The sequence below is a fragment of the Bacteroidota bacterium genome, from assembly GCA_018831055.1.
GTDB lineage: Bacteria > Bacteroidota > Bacteroidia > Bacteroidales > B18-G4 > M55B132.
The window spans coordinates 24916-37211 of the sequence record JAHJRE010000193.1 but is presented as its reverse complement, the minus strand read 5'-3'; the positions used below and the strand labels follow the sequence as shown (position 1 = coordinate 37211).

Here is a 12296-nt window from a genome sequence, read left to right as displayed (position 1 = left end):
ACTATGAACACACTACAAATAAAACTGATATTGATCTTTTTTTTACTAGGCATACAGGTCCTTTTGGGCAACAGCAACTTTGCAGTTTTACAGGGTCAGGTTTTGAACGGAGAAACAAGTTCTCCCATGCAAAACCAGGCTATGACCATTTCAGTCGACAGTATGCTTAATGATACTCATATTTATGAACTAATTGTTTATACTGACAGTAATGGGTTTTTCTGTGATACATTGTTCTTTCCTGGAAGCAATCTTCAGGGAACCATCCGGGTTTTTACATTAGATCCTTGTCTTAACACGATTGTAAATAAATCAGCATTGTATAAACCTGATATCCAACTTTACCAGTTTGATTTTATCCTTTGTGACTCCCTTGAAGACTGCCATGCAGGTTTTACTTATTACCCCGACACGACTTCAGGGATCAGTAATAAAATTCACTTTCAGGATATCTCACAGGGCAATCCCGATCATTGGTCATGGGATTTCGGTGACGGACAAACATCGGTGCTGCAAAACCCTGTTCACGTTTACCAGCAGCCGGGAAGTTATGAAACATGTCTTACTATCCACAACAGCATTGTAAACTGTACTGATATTTTTTGCCAGACAGTTACTACGCCTGTGTATCTTCTCTTGGGAGGGTTTGCCTATTCAGGAATTCAGCCGATAAATAATCCGGTACCGGAAGGTGATACGGGTATAGCTGTACTATACAGAAAGATAAACCAATCACTGATTCCTGTTGATACTAATTATTTTTCCGATTGGGGATATTATTGGTTTACAAACGTTTCACCAGGAACCTACGCTATTCAAGTGTCATTAACCAGGAACTCCACGCATTACTTTGATTTCCTGCCTACATACTTTCCTAACAGCATATTATGGGAATCCGCCGGACTTATAACTATGAATGACACACATTCATACAGTCTGGATACCTATCTGGTAACTCCGGATCCAAACTTTGCAGGCCCCGGAGCAATCAGCGGAACCGTTCAACATATTACAGGACCTCCACCGGATAATAATATGGAATTCAAGAGTGTTACAGTCATCCTGTTTAATTCAGCCAATGAGCCTATCGATTATATCCAAACCGATGCATCCGGCTATTTCAGTTTCAGAAACCTTTCCCTGGGTTCATACAGGCTGAAAGCTGATCTCGCGGGAAAATACAATCAGTGGACCGATATAACCCTGTCAGATACACAACCTATTGCAGGAACCGTGGTCCTTAAAATATACGATGAAAATGTCTTTGGCACCGAGGACCTATCCCCTTACCGGCTTAGTGTGACAGTCTTTCCAAACCCTTTCCTGGATTACCTGAATATTATGATTGATAAGGTAAACAAAGGCTATATCTACATTTCACTTACAGACGTTCTGGGAAGGAACGTTTTAAATCAAAAATTCAATTGTATCGAAGACAATGTAAACATAATCGTAAAAACAGATCATTTAAAAAATGGTATGTATTTTCTGCATCTTAAAAATAGCAATGGAGAAACCGTTTACACAGGGAAATTACTTAAATGAAATATTTCAGGCAACCAATAAAAAATCTTCTGTCTGATAAAATAGGACACCAACTGTAAAAAAATTAACCGAACAAAAACCATTTAAGATGAAAAAATCAGCAATATTTCTGGATTCCGGATTATTTCTGATACTAACAGGATTTTTTCAAAACTCTTTAAGGGTATATGGAACGGTTACGGATATTCAAACCAAAATAATTGTTCCACAACATACAGTAAACATCCTTATTGACAGTCTTCAAACCCAAGGTATAATATGGTCATAAACAATCTACTGGGTCAGAGAGTCTTTGAAAGGACACACTACATGAACTACGGAGCCAACACTATCACAGTTCCTGTTTCATCCTTTGGTGCAGGCATCTACAATGTGCTTATCCTGGGAAATAACAAGAACATACTAAGCAAAAAACTATTAGTAAGGTAATCGTTACGACTCAACCTGATAATCAGAGTAACGGGGCTTCTCAATTTGAGGGCCCCGTTTTTATTATAATGGATTGTCGTCTGCAAACCATTCTGCGTAAGCAGTTGCCGTTTCCCGCAATTTCAGGCTATGAAGTATTATCCTGGGAGGGAGTAATAGCTTGATTCTGTTTGCTATATCCAGAATGATATTCTCACTGGTAGGTTGATAAGGCAGCACGATAACTTTTTCAAAAGAAGCTCTCAGGAAATCAATTTTCTCAGGTTCATACTTATCACTTATAAGCAGGGCATGATCAAGTTCATCTGTAATATTCCTTTTCACAAGATCTTTGAGATCCTTGTAATCCATGATCATGCCAAACTTCGGAGAAGCCGGATCACTGTTTGGTTCCCCAGCCAATGTAACAAAAAGCTCATAAGAATGGCCATGGATATTGCGGCAGGGTCCATCGTAATCCTTCAGAACATGAGCCATTTCAAAATTAAACTGTTTGGTAATCCTGATTTTTGCCATATTTAAACAGCTTTAATTGTATAAAATATTTCAAGCGCTACTAAAACGATAAGAAGAAAACCTCCTGAAAACTCCATCCATTGAGCCAATTTCAAATTGCCTCTCATTTTACCAAAGTACACCCCTGAAATCGATAATAAGAAAACGGTACCCGGGATCAAAGCAACAAGGGGAAATAACCCAACTCCTATTATAGGTAAAGCAAGTCCGGCGATTAGTCCGTTTAATCCGGCAGCAAATGAAACAGCCAGTAACACCCCCCTCATACCGGTGTCAAATAATGTGGGATCTTCCTTTCTTATCCTGGAAAAGTAAATGGTTTTTAATCCTAGCAAAAACAAGATCACCAGGCCTGGAACCTGTTTAAACCCTTCCAGCCATGAATGCATAGAGTAACTGATCAGCCATCCAAGTGTAAACAAACCTGTCATGAAAACCGTTAATGACAAAGATGATCTGATGGCCTCCTTATAAGACTGACACCTGAAAAAGCCCATTTTCATCGCTACCGAAAAGCATAATAACGTCAAGGAAGCAGTAATAAGAATAATCCTGAGGGCAAGCATGGTAATTTCTTATTGAGTGTTAATCAAACCGGTAATCTTTTCCAGCCAAAAGGCATCGATTTCATTGAATGCATCAAGGCTCTTGCTGTCGACATCCAGGACTCCGCTTATAACTCCGGATTTATTTCTCAAAGGAACCACAATTTCCGAATTCGACCTTGAGTCGCAGGCAATATGTCCTGGAAATTGATGAACATCCGGTACAATAATGGTTTCACCTCGATTTATTCCAGCCCAGCATACACCACTATGTTTTTTAAGTTTAATGCATGCGACGGGCCCCTGATAGGGACCTACTATAAGTTCCCCTTCTGTAAGCAGATAGAATCCCGTCCAGAAATAATAATCGAACTTATGATGAAGCACCGCCGCTATGGTGGCCATAATGGCTACCGGCCATGATTGATCCTTGATCAATGCATTTATCTGTTGAAAAATCCTTTCATAACGGCTATTTCTCTTATTGCTGTCTAATGTCATTTTCGAGTATGTATTGCAAAATACAAAGGTAAGCTAATTGCCAAAATCACCGTTATTATAACAATACCATAACCAACACCAAGATGATCTGCCAGGAGACCTATTACCGGAGCAATAATAGCAGCCAGGATAGATTGCAAAAGGCTATCGGTAGAAATGGCAGAGGCCATAATACGCTTATCAACAGCTTCACTGATAAAGGCGACTCCAATGGGTTTTCTCAGATTTTCAATCATATAAATCACCACAAATAACACAATTGAAACCAGAAAAAAACCCATATTAAAAAATATCCCACTCAATATACCGGCAAAGAACCCAATAATCAGGGTCAAATTCAAAGGTATGGCCAGGTTATCGAACCATGTTGAAACCCGGCCAGAGATCCTTGATGCAAATGAACTTAAAAGGAAAATTATAAAAAATACGAATCCCACCAAAAGGGATGAGCGTTGTTCAATCGTCAGTGTAAGCAACAAAGGAACGGAGATAGCATATGTTTTCACAAGGGGTTGCAGGTAGTCCTTAACAGCTTTATAATACCCACTAAAAACAGAAAGGTTAAAAACAGCTTTTAGCACTGTCGCTTTAACCAGGGAGTTTCTATAATGCCTGAATAATTTTTGGAATTCTTTCTTTACTAATCGCTTATTAAACTTTTGAATATCACCATCTAAAATCCTGGGGTATGTTATTACCAGAATGAGATCCAAAATATAAGGTATTATCGAAAAAAGAAAAATATACCTGAAGCTGCCTGTATAGAATACGATAAAGCCACCTGTAATGGCAGAAAGTGCCGAACCCATTTGTGACCAAGATCTGGTATTCCCATAATAATGTACCTTATCCTGCAACCAGCCTTTAAATGAAAGGTATTCTATGACCATTGCCTTATGATTGCCTGTCCTGAAAGCATCTCCCAGCGAATAAAAAACAATAGCAACAACAAAAGCCTCAAAAAAACCGGACAGGAAAAAAACGAAAAAGGACAGTATATAAAAAACAAATGCAAGCAGCATGGTTTTCCTGCGTCCGAATGAATCGGCAATGATGCCGGTAGGAATTTCAAAAATATATATAGTGATCTCCCTGAGGGAATATAAAAGGCCTATCTCAAAAAAACTCAATCCTTTTTCCAGGAAGAATAAAACAAGAAACGCTTCAAAAAACCTTAGGTTTTTAAAGAATCCATAAAGACAAAACTTATAATACTGGATATCCTTTCTGAATATCGTTTGCATTTATGCAAAAATACGAATCATTTGATCCGCTCAAGTTCCACCGTAAAATGTCTCATGATGGGTGCCTCTCTGACAATGCGTAATCCGTGTTTAATACTATCCCTCCGGTCAAAAACATTTTTAAGGGCAACAGCAACATAGTCCATATGATTGTTGGTATAAACCCTTCTGGGTATTGTAAGCCTCATGAGTTCAAGAGCCGGAAAACGGTTTTCCCTGGTAATAGGGTCACGATCAGCCAGCAATGCACCGATTTCAACACCACGGACCCCTCCTTCCAGGTACAGTTCAATGGCAAGCGTTTGGGCAATAAATTCTTCTTTGGGAACATGAGGAAGGAACCTTTTGGCATCCACAAAGATTGCGTGACCTCCAAATGGATACTGTGTAGGTATGCCATACTCCTGTAGCTTCTGACCTAAAAACCCTACCTGACGGACCCGGGTATCCAGATATTCAAATTCCGTACCTTCATACAATCCCTGGGCAAGCGCATTCATATCCCTTCCCGACATACCCCCATAAGTGACAAAGCCTTCAAACATAATATTAAACACAGATGATTTCCTGTATAGCTCTTCATCGCGGAATCCGATAAACCCACCCATGTTTACAATGGCATCTTTCTTACTCGACATGGTCATACCGTCGGCATAGGAAAACATTTCTCTTACGATTTCACGAATTGACATATCGCAGTATGCCTTCTCCCTCATTTTTATGAAGTAGGCATTTTCTGCAAAACGGGCCGAGTCGAAAAACACCGGAACGCCATAGCGATCGGCAAGGGATTTTACGGCCCTCAGGTTTTCCATAGAAACAGGTTGCCCCCCGGCTGAATTACAGGTAATGGTAACTATGACCATCGGGATCCGTTCACGAGGGTTGCTCTTCAGAACACTCTCAAGCTTATCCAGGTCAACATTGCCTTTAAAAGGATGATCAAGAGTTGTGTCGTATGCTTCTTTTATGGTACAGTCAAGGGCACTGGCTTTTCTGAATTCAATATGCCCTTTGGTTGTGTCAAAATGAGCATTTCCAGGAACCAGGTCGCCTTCGTGGATCATGACTGAGAACAATACATTTTCGGCAGCCCTTCCCTGATGGGTTGGCAAAAAGTATTCAAATCCGAAAATATCTGAAATCGCATTCTTCATCTTATAAAAGGAAGAAGCCCCGGCATAACTTTCATCCCCGAGCATCATTTCCGACCACTGCCTGTCGCTCATGGCACCGGTGCCTGAATCGGTAAGTAAATCAATGAAAACCTGTTCGCTCTTTAAATTGAACAAATTATATTTGGCAGACTGTATCCATGTACGGCGCTCTTCAGGAGTGCTTTTCCGGATCGCTTCCACCATCTTCATCTTGTATGATTCTGCAAATGGTAATTCCATAAAAACAAAAAATAAATGTAATTAAATCAGGTTAAATGACCAGGTTACTTAGAATCAAAAATGAAGATACTCGTCGCGGTTCTTAATATTGAGGAACAACATCTTCCTGGATATACTGCAAGAAATCGAATTATTCATAACCCTGTCCGTAATGCGTCAAATTTATAAAAAAAACAACATTACCAAAAAAAATCATTAAATACTGCAAGGATAATCAGGAAATAATTCCTACAAATAAATGATTCCTATAAATTACTTAATTTGCAACCAATGTGATTTTTTTTTGACACTGTAATTGAATGAATCATTAAACACAGCGGATCGAAGGGTGGAACTTCATCGGGAATTAATTGATAAGAGCAGAAAGGGAAATCCTGGAGCCCAGTACCAGTTGTACCAGCTTTATTCCAAAGCCATGTACAATTTGTGCGTCAGGATGATGAACAACCGCGAGGAGGCAGAGGATATGCTTCAGGAATCTTTTTCCGATGCTTTCCGCAACCTTGACAGTTTCCGCTATGAATCCAGCTTCGGAAGCTGGTTGAAAAGGATCGTTATCAATAAATGCCTGAATGAAATAAACCGGCGTAAAGCCAACCTGAGCTTTTTTGAAGATATGAGTTATTTCGATCAGGAAGAAGAAGAACAACCCGATGATTATCAAACCAAACTGACGGTTGAAAATATTAAAAAAGCCATGGAAGAACTTCCCGACGGGGCTAAAATGATTTTCTCCCTTTATCTTCTGGAAGGATATGATCATCAGGAAATATCCGAAATCCTGAATATCAGCGTATCCAATTCCAAATCACAATATATGAGAGCTAAACGCAGAATTAAAGAAATTCTTAATAATCAGTAACATGAGCGACCAACTGGAAAATTTCATCAGACAAAACAGAGATCAATTCAATGATCTTGATCCGGATCCACGGATATGGAAGGGTGTTACCCTTCGGGATGAAACCCAAAACAATATCCGGTGGTTGAGCGTGGCCTTGAAAGTTGCTGCCGCAATAGTGATATTTATTGGCAGCTATTTTTTCCACGATTATATGAGCTACCGACAAAACAATAGTAATTATGCTATTTCAGAGCAATCGGAAGAACTAGAGATACTTACTGAAGCTGAAGCTTATTATACTGCTCAAATCCAGGCAACCGAATCACAGATTTTCCTGCTTGCCGGAAATAATCCCGAATTACAGAAAGATATTAAAGAAGAAATGGAAAATCTTGATAGCATTTACAAGCAATTAAAAGAAGACCTTAACGATAATGTATCCGCAGAAGAAGTGATTGAAGCTATGATCCAGAATTACAGGATGAAACTCATGATACTCGAGGAAGTGCTTCAACAATTGAAAAAATCCAATACCTACAGCGATGAAAAGAAAATCAGATTATAGAAAGATATTGGGGATAATGGCCATTGGAATCTTTTCAACATTTCTTACCATTGGCCAGACCTATGAAAAAAACAAGCATATCTCACGCTCGTTTGAGGTTACAGGTATGACTGAAATACAGATTAACAATAAATATGGAACCATCCATGTGATTCCCTGGGAAAAAGATTCCGTTCGATTCGAGATCGACCTGAAAGTAAAAGCAAACAAAGAATCCAAAGTGGACAAGATCTATGAATATATTGATTTTGAATTTACTTCCACATCATATTATGTAATTGCGCAAACAGTTTTTACCAATAAGCGAAACAGCTTCTGGACCGAATTATCCGATATCACCAACATGATCTTCAGTGGAGGAAATAAGGCGGAAATCGATTATATTGTTTATTTGCCCGACAAAAATCCTATCAAGATCAGCAATAAATTCGGAAACATATATTGTACCGATCATAACGGCAAAGCTGAAATAAATATATCCAACGGAGATATTAAAGCACATGATTTTACTGGAATAACCAACATTACCCTTGAATTTGGACGAGGCAATATTCACAGTATCCAATCCGGCACTTTGCAGGTGAATTACTCTGAAATCAATGTTGAGCAATCGGAAAATCTTAAAGTTTCAGGGAAATCAGCAACCATCAATATTGAAAGTATCAACGAATTACACCTTGAATCACGCAGAGATAAGGTAAATATTGGTAAAGCATCAAAGATTTTCGGCGAAACAAGCTTTAGCTATACCACAATTGATAAACTTGAAAGAAATATTACCCTCAAGACTGAATACGGGGAGATAAGAATAGAATCACTTGCCGAAGGATTCAGATTTGCAGGTATTAATTCAACATATACAGACATTTTTATGACTCTCCCTGCTAATATGGGATTAAATCTTGAAATCAGCCATGATGACAGGACAGATATAAGCATGCCTCCTACATTTGATAAAATTAAAACGGAAAGTAAAGATCCCGGATCCGGCACTTTAATCACTTATGGATCAATAGGAGAAATTCAACGAGATCCATCCCGTATTAATATAACAACTCAGTCGGGGCACCTTTCCTTTTCTCTGAAATAAGTTTTTTTAGAAAAAATGCGACCATCCTGAAAATCTTTTGTCACTAATTTCTGAAGACAAATTCCAAAGGCTTGATGAGAATTCATCATAAAGCCAGGTAGGTTTACTAAAATCTTATTAAGTATGAAAAATTCACTTTGGGTATTATTTGCTGCTTTTTCTGTTAGTTCTCTTATATCCTGCGACAAGGAAAAGCTGATCGAAGGCAATGGCAATCCAACCACAGAAACAAGGATCATTCAAAACTTTAACACCCTGATCCTGAAGATGGATTATAACGTTACCATAATTCAGGATTCACTTGAAATGGTTGAGGTTTATGCAGAATCAAACCTGATAAGGTACATTGACACTTATGTATCGGGGAAGGATCTGGTTATCCGCGAAAAGAACAGTTATAAAATTGATTATAATGTTCCGGTTGTAATTACAGTTCATACAACGCAGGTAGAATACATCGACCTGCTGGGTTCCGGGATGATAGAAACAGGAAATTTGAATACACCTCTGCTTGATATCGATATCCTGGGGTCAGGAACCATAGAAGCATATTGTAATACAGATAAGTTAAGCGTAAATATTTCCGGATCCGGTTATGCAAATATTGTTGGTTATTCCGATGAAGCATATTACAGAACATCGGGATCAGGACACATTCAGGCATATAATATGTTTGCTGAGAATTGTCACGCTAAAATTTCCGGTTCAGGAAACATATATTTATATGCTGTGAATTATCTTAATGTTTCCATATCCGGAAGCGGATCCGTTTTTTACAAAGGTAATCCTCTATTGGATTCGAGCATAACGGGTTCAGGAACCATTATTCATGTACCTTAAATATAGCAGATATGAGGAGTATACTTTTTATATGGATATTCATATTGGTTTGTTTAACAGGTTTTTCCCAGGAAGATAATATGTCGGTTGGAATGAGGCTGGGTGTAAGCACAGGGATTTGTTTTAACTACTTCGAAGGATATCATGGATTTGAAGGATTGCTTACCCGGAGAAACAAAGGGTTACAACTGACCGGTATTTATCTGGCACAAAAACCTCTGGAAAATAAATACAGACTTAACTTCTGGGTTTATTACGGAGCCGGATTGCATGTTGGGTATGTCCGCTGGAAACAAAGAATCGGGCCCTACCACCCTGCTTACGGATCCGGGAACGATTGATACTGGAAACATAATATGGTTTTGGGTGCCGATGGCAAATTCGGGATTGAGTATCGGTTTCTCAGCGTACCTGTGACTTTTGGCATCGATTATAAACCCTACTTTGAATTGTTCGGCCAACGGATGTTCAGGGTAAATCTTTGGGATTTCGGATTTTCAATAAAATATGTACTTAAATAATAGATTACAAAAATGAAAAAAATCACATTAATGTTGGCTATTTTATCCATAAGCCTGATGGGAATGGCTCAGGATAAAGAGAAGGACGAAATACAAACCCTTTTCGGCAACAAAAACGGAAAAATGTCCCACGGTGGTTATGGAGCACTCTCTTTCGGTTATACCCGGCTCGATAACAAAGATGCTATGCTGGCCGGTATCCGGGGAGGATGGATTATCGATCACCACGTAACCATTGGCCTCGCCGGTTATGGTATTGTAAACGACTTCGAATACAGCGATGAACCCTATCTGAACGGTGAGGAATATAACCTTGCCGGAGGCTACGGAGGTTTACTTATCGAACCTATTATTGCCCCGCATTATCCGGTTCATGTGACCTTCCCTGTTCTTATCGGAGCTGGAGGAGTTGCCTCTTACCGCAGTAATTGCTATTGCGATAATGATTGGGATGGTGATGATGATTACTGCTACGACTGCTGGGATAGCAGGTATGAAGACGGTGATGCATTCTTTATCGTGGAACCCGGCATCGAACTGGAACTGAACCTGGTCAAATTTATGAGGGTTTCCATTGGTGGTTCTTACCGCTGGACGTCCAACGTGGGAATAGAACACTACGATAAAGATCTTATGCATGGATTTTCAGGAAAGTTCTCCCTGAAATTCGGCAAGTTTTAAGTAACTCCTCTAATGTGTTCAATACCTGCTTTGGTATAGGGGGCTGCGGCCCCCTTTTTTATATCCCTATTTTAATTACTTTTACTGCGAAACATGAAACCGGTACTATTATGAATAGATTGTTCACTTTCGTGCTTATTCTTGTAATCCCCACATTCCTCTATTCCCAGCCGTTTAAATATAATTTCAGGGATAAGTCCCTGAGAGTGGATTACCTTCACTCCGGAAATTACGAAGAAGAAGAATATAAACTCATAGAGTTCATTGAAGAACCTTTCTGGGGCGGTTCCCATACTGTTTTGATCGATCCTTTTGACTATGGTAACTACAAAGTTGAAATGCGGAATCTTGCAAATAATGAATTATTATATTCAAGAGGTTATTCTACCCTTTTCAGGGAATGGCAATCAACCGATGAAGCAAAATCACTAAAAAAGTCGTTCTACGAATCCGTTTGTATGCCAATGCCCAGAGATGCTGTGAAGATCGAATTCTACAGCCGTAATGAAAGATTGGAGTGGGATAAAATGTTTTCCCTGCATTATAATCCCGATAAAACCGAAACCATCATCAGAAAAGATCATAAATACCGTAAATTTAATATCCATAAATCAGGTAAGCCATCCGAAAAGCTCGATATTGTTATCATCCCTGAAGGTTATACCCGTAAAGAACAAAAGAAATTCAAAGACGACTGCAAAAGGTTTGAAAATTTCATTCTGGATGCATCTCCCTATTTAGACCGAAAAGAAGATATTAACATCGTAGGCATATTAGCATGGTCTGAAGAATCCGGAACCGATATCCCAGGAGAGGAAATTTACAAAAATACCCTGGTCAATTCCAATTTCTATACCTTCGGTTCGGAACGCTACTTAACAACATATGATTTTAAATCTGTTAAAGATGTTGCTTCCAATGCTCCCTATGATCAAATCTTTATCCTGGTTAACCATGAAAAATACGGAGGAGGCGGAATTTATAATTTCTATTGCATTGCCACCAGTGATAACGAGAAATCGGATTTCCTTTTCCAGCACGAATTCGGACATGCTTTTGCCGGACTTGGAGATGAATATTATACATCAGATGTTGCGGTAGAAGATTTTTACCCTCTTGATAAAGAACCCTGGGAACCTAATATTACTACACTGGTTGATTTTGAAAGTAAATGGAAAACTATGATTAATGATACTATTCCAGTTCCAACTCCGGATAAGGAATTATACTACAACACGGTAGGTGTTTTTGAAGGTGGCGGCTATGTGGCAAAAGGAGTTTACAGACCTTACCATGACTGTACCATGAAGTCAACACTCTATGATGCATTCTGCCCCGTATGCCAAAAGGCTATACGAGATATGATAGATATTTATAATAAATAAATAGTATTTGTAATGTTGGAAAAATGATGCAGGAAACAGGTTACAGGTTGCAGGATGCAGGTTACAAGTTGCAAGATGCAGGTTACAAGTTGCAAGATGCAGGTTACAAGTTGCAGGAATCAAACCACACACTACACTCTTACCCTTGCCTCCTGAAACCTGCTCCCTGAAACCTGTACTCTGAAACCTGTAC

At 39.1% G+C, this 12296-nt stretch carries 13 protein-coding genes; 8 read left to right on the top strand and 5 right to left on the bottom strand.

From position 1 onward, the window contains the following. The first annotated feature begins 3 nt into the window (after positions 1 to 3). Positions 4 to 1545, top strand: coding sequence for a carboxypeptidase regulatory-like domain-containing protein (locus tag KKA81_12620; protein MBU2651771.1), 1542 nt, complete (start codon positions 4 to 6; stop codon positions 1543 to 1545). A gap of 492 nt (positions 1546 to 2037) precedes the next feature. On the opposite strand, the gene KKA81_12615 is transcribed toward KKA81_12620, so the two are convergent. From KKA81_12615 to KKA81_12595, 5 genes are read right to left on the bottom strand one after another with little or no spacing between them, the layout of a single operon-like run. Continuing rightward, positions 2038 to 2490, bottom strand: coding sequence for a 6-carboxytetrahydropterin synthase (locus KKA81_12615; protein MBU2651770.1), 453 nt, complete (start codon positions 2488 to 2490; stop codon positions 2038 to 2040). A gap of 2 nt (positions 2491 to 2492) precedes the next feature. Continuing rightward, the gene (locus tag KKA81_12610; protein MBU2651769.1) at positions 2493 to 3056 is read right to left on the bottom strand and encodes a manganese efflux pump MntP family protein; all 564 of its coding nucleotides are present in this window, start codon (positions 3054 to 3056) and stop codon (positions 2493 to 2495) included. Between the two features lie 9 nt (positions 3057 to 3065). After that, positions 3066 to 3536, bottom strand: coding sequence for a GAF domain-containing protein (locus KKA81_12605; protein MBU2651768.1), 471 nt, complete (start codon positions 3534 to 3536; stop codon positions 3066 to 3068). Then, positions 3533 to 4780 carry an MFS transporter gene (locus KKA81_12600; protein MBU2651767.1) on the bottom strand — a complete coding sequence of 416 codons (1248 nt, stop codon included), beginning with the start codon at positions 4778 to 4780 and terminating at the stop codon, positions 3533 to 3535. Before KKA81_12600 ends, KKA81_12605 begins: the two co-directional genes overlap by 4 nt. Before the next feature lie 17 nt (positions 4781 to 4797). After that, the gene (locus KKA81_12595; protein MBU2651766.1) at positions 4798 to 6177 is read right to left on the bottom strand and encodes a tryptophanase; all 1380 of its coding nucleotides are present in this window, start codon (positions 6175 to 6177) and stop codon (positions 4798 to 4800) included. Positions 6178 to 6505: 328 nt separating this feature from the next. On the opposite strand from KKA81_12595, the gene KKA81_12590 reads away from it, so the two are divergent. From KKA81_12590 to KKA81_12560, 7 genes are all read left to right on the top strand, one after another. Next, the gene (locus tag KKA81_12590) at positions 6506 to 7039 is read left to right on the top strand and encodes a sigma-70 family RNA polymerase sigma factor (protein MBU2651765.1); all 534 of its coding nucleotides are present in this window, start codon (positions 6506 to 6508) and stop codon (positions 7037 to 7039) included. A gap of 1 nt (position 7040) precedes the next feature. Next, the gene (locus KKA81_12585) at positions 7041 to 7586 is read left to right on the top strand and encodes a hypothetical protein (protein MBU2651764.1); all 546 of its coding nucleotides are present in this window, start codon (positions 7041 to 7043) and stop codon (positions 7584 to 7586) included. Then, positions 7564 to 8676 (top strand): hypothetical protein, encoded by a 1113-nt coding sequence (locus KKA81_12580; protein MBU2651763.1) that lies wholly within the window; start codon positions 7564 to 7566, stop codon positions 8674 to 8676. The genes KKA81_12585 and KKA81_12580 overlap by 23 nt, the downstream gene beginning before the upstream one ends. A 123-nt stretch (positions 8677 to 8799) precedes the next feature. After that, positions 8800 to 9516 carry a DUF2807 domain-containing protein gene (locus KKA81_12575; protein ID MBU2651762.1) on the top strand — a complete coding sequence of 239 codons (717 nt, stop codon included), beginning with the start codon at positions 8800 to 8802 and terminating at the stop codon, positions 9514 to 9516. An 11-nt stretch (positions 9517 to 9527) separates the two neighbouring features. Continuing rightward, positions 9528 to 9857 carry a hypothetical protein gene (locus KKA81_12570; GenBank protein ID MBU2651761.1) on the top strand — a complete coding sequence of 110 codons (330 nt, stop codon included), beginning with the start codon at positions 9528 to 9530 and terminating at the stop codon, positions 9855 to 9857. Between the two features lie 192 nt (positions 9858 to 10049). After that, positions 10050 to 10718 carry a hypothetical protein gene (locus KKA81_12565; protein MBU2651760.1) on the top strand — a complete coding sequence of 223 codons (669 nt, stop codon included), beginning with the start codon at positions 10050 to 10052 and terminating at the stop codon, positions 10716 to 10718. Positions 10719 to 10828: 110 nt separating this feature from the next. Further along, positions 10829 to 12103 (top strand): IgA Peptidase M64, encoded by a 1275-nt coding sequence (locus KKA81_12560; GenBank protein MBU2651759.1) that lies wholly within the window; start codon positions 10829 to 10831, stop codon positions 12101 to 12103. The last annotated feature ends 193 nt before the right edge of the window (positions 12104 to 12296 follow it).

Coding starts and splice junctions, on each gene's coding strand:
- KKA81_12615 (MBU2651770.1), bottom strand. CDS start 2,490: ATGGCAAAAATCAGGATTACCAAACAGTTTAATTTTGAAATGGCTCAT.
- KKA81_12595 (MBU2651766.1), bottom strand. CDS start 6,177: ATGGAATTACCATTTGCAGAATCATACAAGATGAAGATGGTGGAAGCG.
- KKA81_12600 (MBU2651767.1), bottom strand. CDS start 4,780: ATGCAAACGATATTCAGAAAGGATATCCAGTATTATAAGTTTTGTCTT.
- KKA81_12560 (MBU2651759.1), top strand. CDS start 10,829: ATGAATAGATTGTTCACTTTCGTGCTTATTCTTGTAATCCCCACATTC.
- KKA81_12620 (MBU2651771.1), top strand. CDS start 4: ATGAACACACTACAAATAAAACTGATATTGATCTTTTTTTTACTAGGC.
- KKA81_12610 (MBU2651769.1), bottom strand. CDS start 3,056: ATGCTTGCCCTCAGGATTATTCTTATTACTGCTTCCTTGACGTTATTA.
- KKA81_12565 (MBU2651760.1), top strand. CDS start 10,050: ATGAAAAAAATCACATTAATGTTGGCTATTTTATCCATAAGCCTGATG.
- KKA81_12585 (MBU2651764.1), top strand. CDS start 7,041: ATGAGCGACCAACTGGAAAATTTCATCAGACAAAACAGAGATCAATTC.
- KKA81_12580 (MBU2651763.1), top strand. CDS start 7,564: ATGAAAAGAAAATCAGATTATAGAAAGATATTGGGGATAATGGCCATT.
- KKA81_12570 (MBU2651761.1), top strand. CDS start 9,528: ATGAGGAGTATACTTTTTATATGGATATTCATATTGGTTTGTTTAACA.
- KKA81_12575 (MBU2651762.1), top strand. CDS start 8,800: ATGAAAAATTCACTTTGGGTATTATTTGCTGCTTTTTCTGTTAGTTCT.
- KKA81_12605 (MBU2651768.1), bottom strand. CDS start 3,536: ATGACATTAGACAGCAATAAGAGAAATAGCCGTTATGAAAGGATTTTT.